Raw genomic sequence first — 17,354 nt, 5'->3', positions numbered from 1 at the left:
CTCTCAGCGTCCTTCGATCGAGGCCGCCAACGCCCGGCGCAGCAGCACGAGCACCATTTCGCGGCGATAGCGGTAGGAATGGAACGGGTCCTCGAGCGGCCGATGATGGCGCTCGATCTCGCTCAGGCTGCGGTCGAGCGAAGCGACCGGCGCCGTCGCGGTCACCGGCCGGTCGAGCAGCCCGGCGATCGCGAAGTCGATCGCGTCGCCGGCCGGCCGGACCGCGACCGACACCACCGCCTTGCCCGCGCTGTGGCGGTCGAGCAGTTCGGCGAAGCGGATCGCGACGGGATCGGGGTGGCGCGGCACGGCCACGCCGAGGATGACCTCGTCGCGCGCCAGCCGGGTCTTGAACGGGCCGACCGGCAGCGCCGCCATCGGGATGGCGCGGCGATCGGTCTGCACCGTCGCGCCGTGGAGCATCAGCACCATCGGCGCCTCGGCGCGCGGATCGGCCCAGGCGAGGCTCCCGCCCAGCGTGGCGCGGTTGCGGATGGTGGTCGTGCCGACATGGCGCAATGCCTCGGCGAAGGCGGGCAGCAGCGCGGCGACCGGGCCGCGCAGCAGGTCGGAGAAGCAGTTGCCCGCGCCGATGAAGATCTCGTCTTCACCGATCTCGATCGCGCGCAGCCGCTCGACATTGCGGACGTCGACGAGGTGCGTCGCGGCGACGTCGCCGGCCAGCAGCGGCAACAACAGGCTCTGGCCGCCGGCAATCAGCGTCGCGTCGCGATCATCGGCGAGCAGCGCGACCAGTTCCTCGACGGTCGCGGGCGCCGAATAGCGCAGGGGCGTCGCGCCGTCGCCGGCGGGGTCGGTCATGGCTGGACCTGGAGCGGCATGATGCCGCCCAGGCTTGGGCCGCGCCTTCCAGAAAGCAAGCCTCAATTATACGATCTCGGCCAGGACGGCACCGACCTCGTAGGTCTCGCCGACGGCGGCGATGATCCGCAGCCGGCCGCTCGCGGGCGCCTCGACCTCCTGCGTCGATTTCTCGCTTTCGAGCGCGTAGAGCGGCTGGCCCTCGGTGACCATCGCCCCGTCGGGCACCAGCCATTCGCTCAGCTCGCCCTCGCTCATCGAAAAGCCCAGCTTGGGCAGAAGCACCTGTGTCGTCATCGTCCGGTTCCGATCCTCTTCGTCAGGAAAGCAGCGCGGCCGCCGCGGCGCCGATGCTCTCGGCATTGGGGGCGAAGGCCTGTTCGAGCGGCTTGCTGAACGGCACCGGGCAATAGGCGGCGCCGAGCCGCTGGACCGGCGCCACGAGCCGGCCGAACAGCGCCTCGCCGATCACCGAGGCGATCTCGGCACCGACGCCATATTCCTTGACCGCCTCATGGACGATCAGCGCGCGGCCCGTCTTGGCGACGCTCGCCAGCACCGTCTCCCGGTCCCAGGGGGAAACGGTCCGGAGGTCGATCACCTCGACCGACTTGCCCTGCTTGGCGAGTTCGGTCGCGACGGTCAGGCTGTGCGACACCATCTGCCCATAGGCGATGATCGTCAGGTCGCTGCCTTCGCGGCACACGCGGGCCTTGCCGATCGGAATCCGTTCGAAGCTCACTTCGCCCTGCGCCCAGTAGATCGGCAGAGTCTCGACGAAGATCACCGGATCGGCGTCGTCGATCGCGGAGCGGAGCAGGCCATAGGCGTCGTTGGCGCTCGACGGGATCACCACCTTCATGCCGGCGGTATGCGCGAACCAGGCCTCGACGAAATCGCTATGCTGCCCGCCGAGCGAGAGGCCGCTGCCGGTCATCGTGCGCACCGTGATCGGCACGCTCGTCTGGCCGCCCGACATGAAGCGCAGCTTGGCGGCGTGGTTGACCAGCATGTCCATCGCGACGGTCATGAAGTTCATCAGCATGACCTCGGCGACCGGGCGATAGCCGACCAGCGAGGCGCCGATCGCGGCGCCGACGATCGCCTGTTCGGAGATCGGCGTCGATTTGACCCGGTCCTCGCCGAACCTGGTCGAAAGCCCCCTGGTCGCGCCGAAGACGCCGCCGTCCTCGGGATCGGCGACGTCCTCGCCGAGCAGCAATATCTTCCCATTCTCCTCCATCGCGTCGTGGAGGGCGCGGTTGATCGCGTCGATCATCGTCATCTTGACGGGTTCGGTCATGGTCGTGTCTCCGCTCAGGCGATCGCGTCGACGAGCACGTCGACCTTCAGTTCGGAAGGATCGGGATAGTCGGCGGCGTAGGCCGCCTGGACCGCCGCATCGATCTCGGCGCGGATCGAGGCGTCGAGCGCGTCGAGCTCCCCGGCGGCGGCGATTCCCTGGTCGACGAGACGGCGGCGCAGGATCGGCATCGGATCGCGGGTCTGCGACGCGGCGTAGAGCTCCTTGTCCATATAGCCGCCGGCTTCGCCGATCAGGTGGCCGTTGAAGCGGAAGGTGGTCGCCTCGATGAAGGTCGGCCCCTCGCCGGCGCGGGCGCGGTCGATCGCCCAGCGCGCCGCGCCGTACATCTCGTCGGGATCGTTGCCGTCGACCCGGATGCCCTCCATCGCATAGCCGGCGGCGCGCTTGGCGTAGCTGTCCACCCGGGTCGACCGCGCCATCGAGGTATGCTCGGCATAGGCGTTGTTCTGGCAGACGAAGATCACCGGCAGCTGCCACAGCGCGGCCATGTTCATCGCCTCGTGGACCGCGCCGATATTGGCGGCGCCGTCCCCGAAATTGGCGATGGTGACGCGGCTCTTGCCTTCGAGCTTGGCCGCCCAGGCGAGCCCGTTGGCGATCGGGGCGGTGCTGCCGACGATGCCGGTCGTCACCATGATCCCCTTGGCGGGATAGGTCAGGTGCATCGGGCCGCCCTTGCCCTTGCAGGCGCCGGTCACGCGGCCGGCGATCTCGGCCCAATAGTCGGGGAGCGGGAAGCCCTTGGCGATCTGGTCGTGGCCGCCGCGATAGATGGTGTTCACATAGTCGTCGTCGGTGAGCGACACCGAGATCGCCGCCGGTATGATCTCCTGGCCGCGGGTGCTGTAGAAGGGCATCACCAGCTTGCCGGCCTTGATCTCCTTGATCACCCGCTCGTCGTTGAACTGGATGCGGGCGGCTTTCTCGTAGATGGCCCGCAGGGTGGGGCCGTCGGGCTTCGGATAGTTCGACATCTCTCCGTCTCTCCAGGGTCCGGGCCGAGGTCCGGCATTGTTCTATGAACGGCATGGCGGCGGGAGGTCCGCGCCCACTGTCCCGCGATCCATGGCGCGATCGCCGGACGAGGGCAGCCCCGAAAAAAATGGGGTAGGGGCAGCCGGGCAGGGAGCTGGCGAACCGTCGCGGAACCGGGCGTTTCCGGACCGACCCCCATGAATCGGGTGGGGTTGGAGGTGGGAGGGCCGAGCGGACCGGCCGGGTGGCCGTCCAGATTTATGGGCTATCGCGAAGTGGGGGTTCGCCGGGATTATCCGAGCCTCGTTGGCTTCAATGACTCAATAAAAGAGGGGATCGAACCATGGCCAATTCCACCATTGCCCGGCTGCTTGCGGCCAGTTGCCTGACGGTCGTCGCGAGCCAGGGGCTGACCACCCCGCTCCACGCGGCCGAAGCGTCGTCCGGGGTCGCGGACGACCCGGCCGAGATCATCGTCACCGCCAACAAGCGCGAGGAAAGCGCGCGGACCGTGCCGATGTCGCTGACCATCGCCAGCGGCGACAAGCTGCTCAGCGCCGGCGTCCGCTCGCCCGAGGACCTGGTCAAGATCGTGCCCGGCCTCACCGTCCAGCCGTCGCCGTTCAACACGCCGGTCTACACGATGCGCGGCATCGGCTTCTACGAGACCAGCCTGTCGGCCGCGCCCACCGTCGCGGTCTATGTCGACGAGGTGCCGCTACCGTTCAGCGCGACGACCAAGCTCGCGGTGCTCGACCTGCAGCGGGTCGAGGTGCTCAAGGGGCCGCAGGGGACGCTGTTCGGCCAGAACACGACCGGCGGCGCGATCAACTATATCGCCGCGCAGCCGACCTCCACGCTCGCGGCGGGCGCCGATCTCACGCTGTCGCGCTTCTCCACCTATGACGCGCAGGGTTTCGTCAGCGGCCCGCTGAGCGACAAGGTCTCGGCCCGCGTCGCGGCGCGCGTCGTCCAGGGTGGCGCCTGGCAGAAGAGCATTACCCGCAACGACGATCTCGGCAAGGTCAAGCAGCTCCAGGGCCGGGCCATCGTCACCTGGGACGCCGGGCCCGACTTCACCGTCCGCGCGATGGTGAGCGCCTGGCAGGACCGGGGCGACACCCAGGCGCCCCAGCTGCTGGTCGACAGCTGCGGGGCGTCGACCGCCGGCACCTGCGGCAACCCGGAGGCCGCGGCGTTCCGCGCCTATCCGCGACCGCCGCACGACAATCGCTCGGCCGACTGGGGGGCGGGCGTCTACGGCCGCGCGAACAAGCGCGACGACAGCTTCGTCCAGGGATCGCTGCGCCTCGAAAAGGGGCTGACCGACAATCTCAAGCTGATCTCGATCACCTCCTACTCGCGCTACAAGACCGATTCGGTGCAGGACTTCGACGGCACCACGCTCAACTCGGCCGACAACAACACGACCGGCTATATCCACGCCTTCTCGCAGGAGCTGCGGCTCAACGCCGACTTCGACAAGGTCCGGATCACCTCGGGCCTCAACTATGACCGGTTCAACGTCTACGACCGGATCTTCTACAATATCGGCCAGTCGGTCTCGGCCGACCCGCTCTATTTCGTGCCCGGCCATCTGCTGCCCGAATATACCTACAGCTTCACCCATCAGATCTCGAAGACCTATGCCGCCTTCCTCAACGGCGAGGTCCGGCTCTCCGACCGGGTGAAGGTGACCGCCGGCGCGCGCTATACCAATGTGAAGCGTTCGTTCAGCGGCTGCTCCTTCGTGCTCGGCGTCACCGCCGACTGGTTCAACCAGATCTTCGGGACCAGCCTCGTCGACGGGCAATGCTCGGTGTTCACGCCGAACTTCCCGCAGACCTACGATCCGCTGCTGTTCGACAAGCTCAACGAGGACAATCTCTCGTGGAACGCGGTCGTCGACTATAAGCTCAGCGACAAGGCGATGGTCTATGGCCGCATCGCCAAGGGCTACAAGGCGGGCAGCTTCCCGACCGCTTCGGTGGTCAGCTATACCGGCCTGCTGCCGGTCCACCAGGAATCGGTGCTCACCTACGAACTGGGCCTCAAGGCGTCGCTGCCCGACCGGCTCGGCGAGCTGACGATCGCGGGCTTCTACAACGACTACAAGAACAAGCAGCTCCGCAGCCGCAAGCCCGATCCGCTGTTCGGCACGCTCGACGGCCTGGTCCAGATCCCGAGCAGCTGGAGCAAGGGCATCGAGGCGTCGCTGACCCTGCGTCCGGTCGAGGGGCTGACGCTCAGCGCGGGCGGCACCTATCTCGAAACGCGGGTGACCAAATATGACGGTTTCGACGCCTTCGGGACGCCGACCAACTTCAAGGGGCAGCGCTTCCCCTATGCGCCCAAATGGTCGCTGGTCGGCGATGCCGAATATCGCTTCCCGCTCGGCACCGGGCATGAAGGCTATGCCGGCGTCTCGGCGGTCTACAACAGCGCGACCTCCTCGGTGCTGTCGAACCGCGACACCGCCTTCACCGCCGCCGATACGCGACAGGTGATCAAGGCCTATACGCTGATCGACGTGCGCGCGGGCGTCTCCTTCGGCGAGAACAAGGTGAAGGTCGGCGCCTTCGTCCGCAACCTCACCAACAAATATTACTGGACCAACGTTCTCGACAGCCTGTCGTCGATCGTCCGCTTCACCGGCATGCCCCGGACCTACGGGCTGCAGGCGAGCTGGCGCTACTGACGGACGCGGGGCCGGAAGGCGGCGGCGTCGGCCGCCGTCCTTCCGGCGCCCGGCCCGCGAGACGGCGAACCCCCAACCCAGACGATATGGAGAATCCTGCCATGACCGGCCAGCCGCAGCAGAACCATGACGAGGAGGTCGACATCCCGGTCCGGCACCTCGCCGCGCCCATCCCGGCCGAGGGGGAGAACGGCGTCTTCACGCAGACCTGGTGGCCGATCTGCCTGAGCGACGAGCTGGAGGCCGGCCGGGTGATCAGCCGGGAATTCCTCGGCGGGCGGGTGATCGCCTATCGCGACACCGACGGGACGGCGCATGTGATGAGCGCCTACTGCCCGCATGTCGGCGCCGATATCGGCATCGGCGCGGTGATCGGCGACAATGTCCAATGCCCGTTCCACCACTGGCAGTTCAATTCGGCGGGGCAATGCGTGAAGACCGCGATCGGCGATCATCCGCCGCGCACCGCGCGCCTCTTCAAATTCCCGACGATCGAGCGGCTCGGGCTGGTCATGGCGTTCAACGGCGTCAAGCCGCTGTTCGACTTTCCCGACTTCTTCGAGAAGCCGGAGGCCGATCTGAACCTCAGCACCTTCCGCGCGGCGGTGATGGACTGCGACGGCTGGGTTTTTGCCGCCAACACCCCGGACATGCAGCATCTCAAGGTACTCCACGGCGTCACCTTCGGCCATGACGACCCGCACAAGCTGGTCCGCTGGCACGAATGGGGCTTCGACTATAATTTCGCGGGCGGCACCGGCGAGGGAAACCAGAAGGGCGAGGCCGAACTGGCCTGGCGGCTGGGCATCCACGGCTCGAACATCTTCTTCCAGGAAGGCACGCACAATGGGCGCTGGTATGGTGGCTTCGCGATCTTCAGCTGCATCCGCCCCAACAAGTCCGAGATCTTCGGCGGGATCGTGACCGCCAGGTCGAAGGACGACGGCAATGCCGCCGGCCTCGCCCTGCTCAAGGAGATGATGGCGTTCGAGGGCAAGGTCGTGAACGAGGACCTGGCCGTGCTGAACACGATCAAATACCGGCCCGGCACGCTCACCAAGTCCGACAAGACGCTCGGGCGGTTCCTCGATTATCTGAGGACCTATCCGCGCGCCCATCCGAGCGCTCCGTTCATTCACTAGCCGTTTTGGGGAGGATGCCGGCGGGCCCGCCTGCATCCTCCATTTTCACGAAGGAGTATGATCATGGTGGATATCGACAAGGCTTTTCGCCTGCGGCCGATCGAGGACGACTATGGCTTTTCGCAGGCGGTCCGCGCCGGCGATTTCCTGTTCATCTCGGGTAGCGTGAGCTGGGACAATGACGGCACCCCGACCAATGTCGGCGACATGGGCGCGCAGATGCGTTCGATCTACGTCGATATCGGCAAGACGCTGAAGCATCACGGTCTCGACCCGACCGACATCGTCAAGGAGACGATCTACGTCACCGACATGGACAAGTTCTTCGAAGGCGCGCAGGCGCGGGCGGACTTCTATCAGGGCGTCGTCCCGCCGGCCGCGACCGGGGTCGAGATCAACCGGCTCGTCAACACCGATTTCATGATCGAGATCGAGGCGATCGCCTATTTCAACCGCTGATCTCGCGGGGACGGCCGGGGCCGGGTGCGTGCGCGCGCCCGGCCTTTCGTTTCTGGAGTTCAGCCGGCGGCGCGCATCGCTTCCCAGACGCGCTCGGCCGACAGCGGCAGGGTGGTCAGCGTCGTCTCCGGGCCGATCGCGTGCTGGACGGCGTTCATGATCGCCGCCGGCACCGCGATGGTGCCGCTTTCCCCGACGCCCTTCACCCCATGGGGATAGAGAGGGGAGGGGATTTCGAGATGGACGAGGTCGATCGGCGGCATGTCGGCGGCGAGCGGCAGCATATAGTCCATCAGCGAGGTGGAGAGCGGGCGGCCTTCCTCGTCGTAGCGCGCGGCCTCGTAGAGGGTCGCGCCGATCGCCTGGGCCACCGCGCCGCTGATCTGGCCTTCGACGATCGCGGGGTTGATCACCCGGCCGCAATCATGGCCGAAGGTCATCCGTTCGATCGTGACCTTGCCGGTTTCGGCGTCGACCGCGACCTCGACCGCCACCGTGCCATAGGAGATGGCGAAGCCCGGCGGATCATAGCCGACCGAAGCCTCCAGCCCCGGATCGACCCCGTCCGGCGCGGCGTAGAAGAAATAGGCGGCGCGGGCGATCTCGGAGACGGCGACCTGGCGGCCGGGATCGGCCTTGTCGCGGACCACGGCGCGCGGACGGCCTTCTTCGCCGAGGGATGGGGCGCTGGCCAGCTCGACCGCCGCAGCGTCGAGCTGGAGCAGGTGCGCGCCCCACAGCAGCAGCTTGTCGCGCAGCTTGGCGGCGCCCTTGATTGCCGCCGCGCCGCCGACCCCGGCCCCCGCGCTGCCGGCGGTGCCGTAGGAGGTGAAGGCCGGGAGGGCTGTGTCGCCATGCGCGACGACGACGTCCTCCGCCGGCATCATCAGCTCGTCGGCGCAGAGCTGCGCGAGGGTGGTGGAGATGCCCTGTCCCAGCTCGGTCTGGCCGGTATCGACGCGGACATGGCCGGTCGGCTCCATCCGGATCGTCAGCAGGTCGAAGCTGCCGGAGCGGATGCCGAGATAGGCGGCCCCCGCCGAGGGCGCCATGTTGCTCGTCTCGATATAGCAGGCGATGCCGACGCCGCGTCGCACCGATGACGCCGCCGTCGCGGCGCAGCGGGCGCGGGCCTGCTCATAGCCGAAGCGTTCCAGCGTCATGTCGAGCAGGCGGGGATAGTCGCCGCTGTCGAGCGTCACGCCGGTCGCGATCATGTGTGGCATTTGCGCCGGGGCGATGAAGTTGCGCCGCCGGATGTCGGCCGGACTGATGCCGAGCCGCGTCGCCGCGATGTCGAGCGTCCGTTCGAGCGCGAGATTGGCCTCGGGCTGCCCATAGCCGCGATAGGCGCCGGTCTGCGGCGTGTTGGTGACGATCGCGCGGGCGACGATGCGGACCGTTGGGATGGCGTAGCCGCCGGGGAGGAAGGCCGCGCCGACCCAGGCCGTGCCGATCGACGACTGGCCGATCAGCGCGCCCTTGTCGAGCGTGACCACCCCGTCGAGCGCGAGGATGCGTCCGGTCGCGTCGAAGCCGACGCGCAGGTCGACCCGCTGGTCGCGTCCCATCACCGAGCTGACGAAGGATTCGCGACGCCCCTCGATCCAGCGCACCGGCCGGTCGAGGTCCAAGGCGAGGCGGGCGAGCAGCGCCTCCTCGGCATAGGGATAGGCCTTCATGCCGAAGCCGCCGCCGACATTGGGCACGATCACCCGCAGCCGGTGCTCGGGCAGGCCGAGCGCCAATGCGACCGCCATCCTCACCTGATGCGGGGCCTGGGTCGACACCCACAAGGTCACGCCGCCTTCGCCATCGGGCGCGGCGACGATGCCGCGCGTCTCCAGGCTGAGCGGGTGGACCCGCTGGCTGGTGAAGTTCTCCTCGACGATCAGTGCGGCGCCGTCCAGCGCGGCGTCGGGATCGCCGACCAGCCATTCGAAGCGGGCCGCCTCATTGTCGGGCCAGTCGGGATAGAGGCGGGGGGCGTCCGGCTCCAGCGCCGCGTCGACCGACAATATGGCGGGCAGCGGCTCCAGGTCGATCTCGACCAGCGCCGCGGCGCGCTCGGCGGTGGCGCGGTCGTTGGCCACGACCACCGCGAAGGCCTGGCCGACATGGCGCAGCCGGTCGGTCGCGAGCGCATGTTCGGGGCAGCGGCGCTGGCCGGCCACGTCCCAGGTCGATTGCAGGCTGCCGAGATGGGGCAGGTCGCGCATCGTGCGGACCGCGACGACGCCCGGCAGAGCGGCGGCCCGCCCGGCATCGATCGAACGGATATGGGCGTGGGCGACGGAACTGCGCGCGAAGGCGATGTCGACCGTGCCGGGCAGATGCTGGTCGGGGACATAGGCGGCCTTGCCCGCGACGATCCGCGCCAGCCCGCGCCGCTGGACCGAGCTTCCGGTCGAACGGCAACCGGGGGCCGTCGGCGCGTCCATCTCAGCGCTCCCCGGCGAGGCCGGCGACGAGCCGGACGATCTGCCGATAGCCGGTGCAGCGACATGCGACCGCGTTCAGCGCGGACCGGATCGCCGCCGGGTCGCCATGGTCCGCGACCGATCCGTCCGCCAGATATTCGGCGACGGCGGCCATCATGCCGGACGTGCAGAAGCCGCATTGCGCGCCGAACCCCTCGACGAAGGCGGCCTGCACCGCCGCGAGGTCCGGCTGGGCGGCATAGCCCTCCACCGTCGTGATCGACGCGCCGTCGGCCTGGGCGGCGAGCATCAGGCAGGAGCGCATGCTGCGCCCGTCGACCAGCACCGAGCAGCTTCCGCACACCCCTTCGCCGCATCCGAGCCGGACGCTCTTCATGCCGAGCCGATCGCGCAGCAGCGCCGCGAGCAGGGTCGACGGATGGACCTGCTCGCTGACGGCGGCGCCGTTGAGATCGAAGGAGACGGAGGCCGGGATGGGCTGCATCTGATGACCCGTTAGCGTGGCGATGTTGCCCCCGGAGGCAAGCAGTCGGGCCGGTCCGGCGCAATCCCCTAATATGGGAGGGAGAGGGGAGGAGGAAGGGGGGCGCCCGGCGTCAGCTTGTCGGGTCCTGCCCCCTCATGGTACAATTTCCGGCCGGATCGCGAAAACGCGGAAAGCGGGACGACCAGGCACGAAGCCGCATTGGGAGAGCTGGCCGACCCATGGACATTGTTTCTCGATATCGCTTCACGCCGCCGATCCCGCAACGCAGCTTCATCCCTCGCGCCATCGCTTCGCGGATATCGCGGTCGCCCTATCCGCTGACCTTCCTCGCCTCGCCCAGCGGTTTCGGGAAGTCGACGCTGATGGCGCAGGCCTTCGATCTCGCCCGCTCGGAAGGCGAAAGCGCCCGCTGGCTGAATCTCTATCATCGCGCCGCCGGGGCGGAGGGCTTTTCGCACTATCTCTGTCTTTCGCTGAAGGACGACGGCGAAGCGCAGGACATCGCCCCCGGCGCGGGGCCGTTCGTGATCGACGACCTGCTCGCCGAGGTGGACGCGACCTGTCGGCGGGACGGATCGGTATCGCTCTATCTCGACGAGGTGGCGCCCGGCGATCTCGACACCGTGCTCGGCCTCTCCCAGATGATCGGCAAGCATTTCGGCGACAAGGCGAAGCTGGTCGTCTCCTCGCGGGTCGCGCCGCGGCTGGCCGGCGTGCTGGGCGACGGCGGGATCATGTACACCCCGGCCGAACTCGCCTTCTCGCCCGCCGAGGTGGCGGAGCTGTTCGACGGCGGCCTGCCCGACCGCGACGTCGCCGCGCTGGTCGCGACCACCGGCGGCTGGCCCGCGCTGATCGCGTCGGTGCGGCATGGGACGGGACATTCGCCGGCCGATCACAGCCTCGGCACGGGCGGCGAGGCGGGCGACATGATCGCCGATTTCGTCCGCGACCTGATGGACGTCGCGCCGTCGTCGCGCGACATCGAGGTGCTGGCGGCGGCCTTCGCCTTCGGCAACGCCACCGCGCCGATCTTCGAGCATGACGATTTCGCGAGCGCGGGCGAGATCGTCACCCGCCTCGCCCGCGACGGGCTGGTCAAGGTCCGGTCGGAAGGGACGCGGCTGGTCTATGAACCCCACGCCGCGGTGCGCTTTGCGGTCGATCGGCTCGGCCGCCGTTCCTCGCAGAAGCGCATGCTGGACATCCACCGATCGCTGTCGACGTCGCTGGTCGCCAGCGGCGACCGGGTCGGGGCGATCCGCCATGCGCTGGAGACCGGCGACCTCGACCTGCTCTGCGACCTGATCGAGGCGGGCGGCGGCTGGCTGCTGATCCTGCAATGGGGCGCGCCGATCCTCGATGCCGTCAACGCGATCCCGATCGGTCGGCTCGGCGGCCGGCCGGCGATGCTGCTGACCAAGGTCTATGTGCTGATGCAGGCGCGCGCGATCGGCGAGGCGCGCCAGCTCCTCGACGAGATCTCGACAGACCTGGAGCCCGCCAGCTTCCCCGACGACGAAGCGTTCCACAGCTTCCAGATCGGCTATGGCCTGATCGACGGCGTGTTGCGGTCCTATGAGATGCGGCCGATCGACTTTCCCGCGCTCGAACGGCTTCGCGACCATGGGCCGGCCGACATCCGCAACATCGCCGACGCGATGATCCTCAACCTCAAGGGCGGCTACCAGCTTCGCGACGGGCTGCTCGTCGAAGCCGAGGCGACCGGCCGCGAGGCGACGCTCAAATGCCAGGCGGCCAAGGCGACCTTCGTCGAGGCCTATGTCCAGCTCTGGCTGGGCCATGCGCATCTCCAGAGCGGCAACACCCGCGACGCGAGCCGGCGCTTCGCGGCGGTGCTCGATATCGCCGAGAACTGCTTCGGCGCCGATTCCAACCAGATGATCGCCGCCAAGGTCTTTCTGGCGGAACTCGAATTCGAACGCGGCGAGGCCGAGCGGGCCTATGCGATCATCGAGGCGGTGTTCGACCGGATCGAGGAACTCGACCCCTGGTATGAGATGCTCCGGCCCTTCTACCGGATCGCCTCGATCCGGGTGCAGAATCGGGAAGGCACCGAGCGGGCGATCAGCTTCCTCGACACGGCGCTGGACCGGATGGAGAACCGCAATCTCGGCCTGCTGTCGCGCTATCTGCGGTCGCTTCGCGCCGAGATGCTGGTGCAGAGCGAGCGCGACATCCAGGCGATCGAACGCGGGGTGGGGGAGCTTCAGCACGTCGAGCCGATCGAGAGCGCCTTCCTCAACGTCCGGGTCGGGCTCAAGCGCGGCGACGTGCCCGCCGCGCTGGCCGGCGTCGATGCGCTGCTCGACCAGCCCGCGGTCCGCGAATGCGCGCGCCGGATGATCACCGTCACGGTGCTGAAGGCGGCCTGCCACGCGGCGCGCGGGGAGGTCCGCGCCGCCGGCGATCTCGTCGCCGAGGCGCAGAGGCTGGCGGCGCAGAGCGATCTGCGCGGCCATTTCGAACATGAGGTCGCCTCCAGCGAAGGCGCGGCGGGCGGGGCTCCGCTGCTCCGGCCCGATCCGGGGCGGCAGGCGATGGCGCGCCTGCCGGCGCCGCGCGGGGAGCTGATCGAGGTCGATGACCGCAGCCTGCCCCGCCTCGGCCCGCGCGAGCGCGAGGTGCTGGACTGCATCGTCGAAGGGCTGTCGAGCAAGGAGATAGCCTGGCGGATGTCGCTCTCGGTCGGGACGGTGCTGGGCTATCGCAAGAGCCTCTACCGCAAGATCGGCGTCAATTGCCGCTCGGCGGCGATCTCCTATGCGCGGCAGTCGAACATCGCGGCCTATGCCGATGCCGTGGAGGTCGAAAGCCTGCAATAGGGCCGCGGTCGCAGCCGCAAATTCTTATAAGTCTAAAATAACTTGCCCTCGGCCGATGAATTCGGCCACAAAAGGCCGGCGCTTTCGGCTCCTGCCACGAGGGGAAGACCATGCTGACCTTACCGCGCTTCAAGGCTGCGGCCGTCCAGGCGGCGCCCGCCTTCCTCGATCCGGCCGCGACGGTCGCCAAGGCGGCGGCGCTGATCCGGGAAGCCGCGCGCAACGGCGCCGAACTCGTCGCCTTTCCCGAGGTCTTCGTCGCGGGCTATCCCTATTGGAACTGGATCACCGATCCGGTGACGGGCGGCGCCTGGTTCGACAGGCTGCTGCGGGCCTCCATCCTCGTTCCCGGACCCGAGATCGACGCGCTGTGCGACGTGGCCCGCGAGACGGGCGTCCACCTCGTCATCGGCGTCAACGAACGCAGCCCGGTCTCGCTCGGGACGATCTTCAACACGCTGGTCTTCATCGGTCCGGACGGTCGCGTCCTCGGCCGGCATCGCAAGCTGGTGCCGACCTGGGCCGAGAAGCTGAGCTGGGCGCCGGGCGACGGTTCCAGCCTCATCGTCTACGACACCGCGATCGGTCCGCTGGGCGGGCTGGCCTGCGGGGAGAACACCAATACGCTGGCGCGGTTCGCGCTGCTCGCCCAGGGCGAACTCGTCCATGTCGCCAGCTATATTGCGTTGCCCGTGGCGCCGCCCGATTACGACATGGCCGAAGCCATCAAGGTGCGCGCCATGGCGCATTGCTTCGAAGGCAAGCTGTTCACCGTCGTGTCCTGTTCGACCGTCTCCGAGGAGATCATCGAGGCGATGGAAAGCATCGTCCCGGACGCCCGCGCCCGGTTGCAGCGCAGGAACAGTGCCTTTTCGGGGATCATCGGCCCGGACGGTCGCGTGATCGGCGATCCGCTCATCGACGAGGAGGGGATCGTCTATGCCGAGATCGACCTCGGCAAGTGCATCCAGCCCAAGCAGATGCACGACATCGTCGGCCATTATAACCGGTTCGACATCTTCGACCTGAGGGTCGATCGGACGCCGCGCTCCCCGGTGAGCTTCACCGATGCGCCGCGCGACGACCCCGAGACGGGCCCGATCGATCCGGCCTGATCGCCCCGCCAGGAGACCATCATGAACGCCCGTACCTATCGCATCGGACAGATCGTGCCGTCGTCGAACACGACGATGGAAACCGAAATCCCCGCCATGCTGCGCGCCCGCGAGGGCATATTGCCGGAGCGCTTCACCTTCCATTCCAGCCGCATGCGGATGAAGAAGGTGGTGAAGGAGGAACTCGAGGCGATGGACCGCGACAGCGACCGCTGCGCGACCGAGCTGTCCGACGCCCGCGTCGACGTGCTCGGCTATGCCTGCCTGGTCGCGATCATGAGCATGGGCCACGGCTATCACCGCGTCTCCGAAAAGCGCCTCCACGAGCGGACGGTCGAAAACGACGCGCCCGCCCCGGTGGTGACGAGCGCGGGCGCGCTGGTCGACGGGCTGCGGCGGATCGGCGCGAAGAAGATTTCGGTGATCTGCCCTTATATGAAGCCGCTGACCCGGCTGGTCGTCGACTATATCGAGAATGAGGGGATCACGGTCCACGACTTCGCGGCGCTCGAAATCCCCGACAATATCGAGGTCGGCCGCCATGATCCCGAGCGGCTGCTCGACATCTACCAGCGGGTCGACCGCAGCGGCATCGACGCCTTCGTGGCTTCGGCCTGCGTCCAGATGCCGTCGCTGCCGATCATCGATCGCCTGGAGCGCGAGGTCGGCGTTCCGGTGGTCTCGGCCGCCGTCTGCACCACCCACCAGATGCTCGACCGGCTCGGGCTCGAACGCCGGGTGCCGGGCGCCGGCGCCTTGCTTGGCGGCGGCTACTAAGCCGGGTATATCGTTGAAGCTTGCAACATTGCTCCGAAATGTGGACAGGAGAGTCCGCCCGAAGGCAGTGGAGGGACTATGGCGACGGCGCCGATCCGCGAGAAACATGATGGCGCGCTGGCCGGCCAGATGGACGTGCGCGTCTGGCTGCGCCTGCTGAGTTGCGTCACCGTCATCGAGAAGCGCCTGCGCCGCCGCTTCGTCGCCCAATATGATACGACGCTGCCGCGGTTCGACGTGATGGCGACGCTCGAACGCTTTCCCGACGGCGTGTCGATGGGCGAGCTGTCGCGCGCGCTGCTGGTCTCCAACGGCAACGTCACCGCGCTGGTGAAGCAGCTCGAGTCGGACGGCTATGCGTCGAGCCGCCCCGCGCCGGACGACCGGCGATCGTCGATCGTGGCGCTGACCGACCTGGGCCGCCGCCATTTCGCCGAACTGGCGGCCGCGCATCGCACCTGGATCCAGGGCATGTTCGCCGAGCTGTCGGACAATGACCATATCGAGCTCTACAAGCTGCTGGCGGTCCTGAAGCACTCGATCGGGGCCGACGACGAGAAATAGCGCCGCCCCGCGATCGCGCGGGACGGCGGCGAAAGGCGGGCCGAAGGAAACGCAAAAGGACTTGACGGCGCCCTATTATTATATGTTTAAAATATTTCGGGCGGCCGACGCCCGGAATGGCAACCGCTGGAGAGGCTGATTCCGTGCAGAGCTACAACGCCGCCGCCGACCTCATCGACCGCAACCTGATCGATCGCGCCGACAAGATCGCCGTGATCGACGATCTCGGGCGGTACAGCTACCGCGAGATCGCCGAGCGCGTCGACCGCTTCGCCGGCTATCTGGCCGGCCTCGGCGTCCCGGTGGAGAGCCGCATCCTCCTCTGCCTGCAGGACTCGGTCAATTTCCCGGTGGCGGCGCTCGGCGCGATCAAGGCCGGCCTCATCCCCGTCATGGTCAACCCGCTGCTGCCGAGCAGCGATCTCGACTATATGCTGCGCGACAGCCGGGCCCGCCTGCTGGTCGCCTCGGCGGGCGCATGGCCCTCGCTCGATCCGGTCATGGTCGGGCAGCCCTATCTCCAGACGATCCTGGTCGCCGACGGCGACGCTCCGGCCGGCACGATCGCCTTCGCCGACGCCGTTGCCGGCGCGCAGCCGATCGCCGAAGCGGCCGCCACCCGCGCCGACGAGCCGTGCCTGTGGCAATATTCCTCGGGCACCACCGGCCGGCCCAAGGGAACCGTCCATTCGCACGCCAATGTGCAGCGGCTGATGGGCCTCTATCCCCGCCAGATCCTCGGCCTGGACGAGAATGACGTCACCTATTCGGCAGCGAAGCTGTTCTTCGGCTATGGCTTCGGCAACGGGCTGGTCTTCCCCTTCTCGGTCGGCGCCACCGCCATCCTGATGGCCGGCCGGCCGACCGCCGAGGCCGTGTGGCGGCGCCTGATCGATCATCGGCCGACGATCTTCTTCGGCGTTCCGACCCTCTATGCCTCGCTGCTCGCCGCGCCCGAGGCGCCCGAGCGCGACCGGCTGGCGCTGCGCCTGTGCACCTCCGCCGGGGAGGCGCTGCCCCGGCCGATCGGCGAGCAGTGGCGCGCGCGCTACGGCACCGACATCCTCGACGGGATCGGCTCGACCGAGATGTTCCACATCTTCCTGTCCAACCGGCCCGGCGACGTCGCCTATGGCACCACCGGCCTGCCGGTCGACGGTTATGAGCTGCGCCTCGTCGATGAAGCGGGCCAGCCGGTTGCCGACGGCGACGTCGGCGAACTCCATGTGAAGGGGCCCACCAGCGCGCTCGGCTATTGGTGCAACCGGGAAAAGACCCAGGCGACCTTCGTGGGGGAATGGACCCGGACGGGCGACAAATTCCTGCGCAGCGCCGAGGGCCGCTACGTCTATTGCGGCCGGTCCGACGACATGCTGAAGGTCAGCGGCATCTATGTGTCGCCGTTCGAGGTGGAGACGGCGCTGCTGTCGCACGAGGCGGTGCGCGAGGCCGCCGTGGTGGGCTGGGCCGACGAACAGGGCCTGATCAAGCCCAAGGCGTTCGTCGTGCTGGGTGACGGCCAGGCCCCGTCGGACGCCATCGAGGCGGCGCTGAAGGCCCATGTGAAGCAGTTGCTGGCCCCCTATAAATATCCGCGCTGGATCGAGTTCCTCGATGCGCTGCCCAAGACGGCGACCGGCAAGGTCGAACGCTACAAGCTCCGGCAGCCGCCCGCCGCCTGACGTCGCCCGCCAAAGCACA

At 68.1% G+C, this 17,354-nt stretch carries 14 protein-coding genes; 8 read left to right on the top strand and 6 right to left on the bottom strand.

Going from position 1 to position 17,354, the window contains the following annotated elements:
- Positions 1–3: 3 nt before the first annotated feature.
- The 4 genes from HRJ34_RS06780 to HRJ34_RS06765 form a co-directional block, all read right to left on the bottom strand.
- On the bottom strand, positions 4–822 hold the full coding sequence (locus tag HRJ34_RS06780; protein WP_208633670.1) for an FAD binding domain-containing protein: 819 nt from the start codon (positions 820–822) through the stop codon (positions 4–6).
- Between the two features lie 66 nt (positions 823–888).
- Complete coding sequence (locus HRJ34_RS06775) at positions 889–1,119, bottom strand: biotin/lipoyl-containing protein (protein WP_011951688.1); 231 nt, start codon at positions 1,117–1,119, stop codon at positions 889–891.
- A 22-nt stretch (positions 1,120–1,141) separates the two neighbouring features.
- Positions 1,142–2,125 (bottom strand): alpha-ketoacid dehydrogenase subunit beta, encoded by a 984-nt coding sequence (locus HRJ34_RS06770; RefSeq protein WP_011951687.1) that lies wholly within the window; start codon positions 2,123–2,125, stop codon positions 1,142–1,144.
- A gap of 14 nt (positions 2,126–2,139) precedes the next feature.
- On the bottom strand, positions 2,140–3,123 hold the full coding sequence (locus HRJ34_RS06765; RefSeq protein ID WP_208633669.1) for a thiamine pyrophosphate-dependent dehydrogenase E1 component subunit alpha: 984 nt from the start codon (positions 3,121–3,123) through the stop codon (positions 2,140–2,142).
- A gap of 344 nt (positions 3,124–3,467) precedes the next feature.
- On the opposite strand from HRJ34_RS06765, the gene HRJ34_RS06760 reads away from it, so the two are divergent.
- From HRJ34_RS06760 to HRJ34_RS06750, 3 genes are all read left to right on the top strand, one after another.
- Complete coding sequence (locus HRJ34_RS06760; RefSeq protein ID WP_208633668.1) at positions 3,468–5,822, top strand: TonB-dependent receptor; 2,355 nt, start codon at positions 3,468–3,470, stop codon at positions 5,820–5,822.
- A gap of 101 nt (positions 5,823–5,923) precedes the next feature.
- The gene (locus HRJ34_RS06755; RefSeq protein ID WP_011951684.1) at positions 5,924–6,964 is read left to right on the top strand and encodes a Rieske 2Fe-2S domain-containing protein; all 1,041 of its coding nucleotides are present in this window, start codon (positions 5,924–5,926) and stop codon (positions 6,962–6,964) included.
- Positions 6,965–7,027: 63 nt separating this feature from the next.
- Positions 7,028–7,423: a RidA family protein gene (locus tag HRJ34_RS06750; RefSeq protein ID WP_011951683.1), complete on the top strand. Its 396-nt coding sequence runs from the start codon at positions 7,028–7,030 to the stop codon at positions 7,421–7,423.
- Between the two features lie 59 nt (positions 7,424–7,482).
- On the opposite strand, the gene HRJ34_RS06745 is transcribed toward HRJ34_RS06750, so the two are convergent.
- Positions 7,483–9,864: a xanthine dehydrogenase family protein molybdopterin-binding subunit gene (locus HRJ34_RS06745; RefSeq protein WP_208633667.1), complete on the bottom strand. Its 2,382-nt coding sequence runs from the start codon at positions 9,862–9,864 to the stop codon at positions 7,483–7,485.
- 1 nt (position 9,865) lies between these two features.
- Positions 9,866–10,348 (bottom strand): (2Fe-2S)-binding protein, encoded by a 483-nt coding sequence (locus tag HRJ34_RS06740; RefSeq protein WP_011951681.1) that lies wholly within the window; start codon positions 10,346–10,348, stop codon positions 9,866–9,868.
- A 221-nt stretch (positions 10,349–10,569) separates the two neighbouring features.
- Here HRJ34_RS06740 and HRJ34_RS06735 point away from each other — a divergent pair, with 221 nt between their 5' ends.
- From HRJ34_RS06735 to HRJ34_RS06715, 5 genes are all read left to right on the top strand, one after another.
- Positions 10,570–13,197, top strand: a complete 2,628-nt coding sequence (locus HRJ34_RS06735) for a LuxR C-terminal-related transcriptional regulator (protein WP_208633666.1) — start codon at positions 10,570–10,572, stop codon at positions 13,195–13,197.
- A gap of 110 nt (positions 13,198–13,307) precedes the next feature.
- Positions 13,308–14,312 (top strand): carbon-nitrogen hydrolase family protein, encoded by a 1,005-nt coding sequence (locus HRJ34_RS06730; protein WP_011951679.1) that lies wholly within the window; start codon positions 13,308–13,310, stop codon positions 14,310–14,312.
- 21 nt (positions 14,313–14,333) lie between these two features.
- Positions 14,334–15,089 carry a maleate cis-trans isomerase family protein gene (locus HRJ34_RS06725; protein WP_029994652.1) on the top strand — a complete coding sequence of 252 codons (756 nt, stop codon included), beginning with the start codon at positions 14,334–14,336 and terminating at the stop codon, positions 15,087–15,089.
- A 78-nt stretch (positions 15,090–15,167) separates the two neighbouring features.
- Positions 15,168–15,653: a MarR family winged helix-turn-helix transcriptional regulator gene (locus HRJ34_RS06720; RefSeq protein WP_011951677.1), complete on the top strand. Its 486-nt coding sequence runs from the start codon at positions 15,168–15,170 to the stop codon at positions 15,651–15,653.
- 143 nt (positions 15,654–15,796) lie between these two features.
- Entirely contained in the window at positions 15,797–17,335 is a 1,539-nt protein-coding gene (locus HRJ34_RS06715) for a benzoate-CoA ligase family protein (protein WP_226949073.1), read from the top strand.
- Positions 17,336–17,354: the final 19 nt, after the last annotated feature.

This window comes from Rhizorhabdus wittichii (assembly GCF_017607425.1).
GTDB classification, from domain to species: Bacteria; Pseudomonadota; Alphaproteobacteria; order Sphingomonadales; family Sphingomonadaceae; genus Rhizorhabdus; species Rhizorhabdus wittichii.
The sequence above is the reverse complement of the archived record's forward strand: the minus strand, read 5'-3'. Positions and strand labels throughout refer to the sequence as shown.

Excerpts from the sequence above, each read along its gene's own strand:
- HRJ34_RS06780 (WP_208633670.1), bottom strand. The coding sequence starts at position 822 with ATGACCGACCCCGCCGGCGACGGCGCGACGCCCCTGCGCTATTCGGCG.
- HRJ34_RS06775 (WP_011951688.1), bottom strand. The coding sequence starts at position 1,119 with ATGACGACACAGGTGCTTCTGCCCAAGCTGGGCTTTTCGATGAGCGAG.
- HRJ34_RS06770 (WP_011951687.1), bottom strand. The coding sequence starts at position 2,125 with ATGACCGAACCCGTCAAGATGACGATGATCGACGCGATCAACCGCGCC.
- HRJ34_RS06765 (WP_208633669.1), bottom strand. The coding sequence starts at position 3,123 with ATGTCGAACTATCCGAAGCCCGACGGCCCCACCCTGCGGGCCATCTAC.
- HRJ34_RS06760 (WP_208633668.1), top strand. The coding sequence starts at position 3,468 with ATGGCCAATTCCACCATTGCCCGGCTGCTTGCGGCCAGTTGCCTGACG.
- HRJ34_RS06755 (WP_011951684.1), top strand. The coding sequence starts at position 5,924 with ATGACCGGCCAGCCGCAGCAGAACCATGACGAGGAGGTCGACATCCCG.
- HRJ34_RS06750 (WP_011951683.1), top strand. The coding sequence starts at position 7,028 with ATGGTGGATATCGACAAGGCTTTTCGCCTGCGGCCGATCGAGGACGAC.
- HRJ34_RS06745 (WP_208633667.1), bottom strand. The coding sequence starts at position 9,864 with ATGGACGCGCCGACGGCCCCCGGTTGCCGTTCGACCGGAAGCTCGGTC.
- HRJ34_RS06740 (WP_011951681.1), bottom strand. The coding sequence starts at position 10,348 with ATGCAGCCCATCCCGGCCTCCGTCTCCTTCGATCTCAACGGCGCCGCC.
- HRJ34_RS06735 (WP_208633666.1), top strand. The coding sequence starts at position 10,570 with ATGGACATTGTTTCTCGATATCGCTTCACGCCGCCGATCCCGCAACGC.
- HRJ34_RS06730 (WP_011951679.1), top strand. The coding sequence starts at position 13,308 with ATGCTGACCTTACCGCGCTTCAAGGCTGCGGCCGTCCAGGCGGCGCCC.
- HRJ34_RS06725 (WP_029994652.1), top strand. The coding sequence starts at position 14,334 with ATGAACGCCCGTACCTATCGCATCGGACAGATCGTGCCGTCGTCGAAC.
- HRJ34_RS06720 (WP_011951677.1), top strand. The coding sequence starts at position 15,168 with ATGGCGACGGCGCCGATCCGCGAGAAACATGATGGCGCGCTGGCCGGC.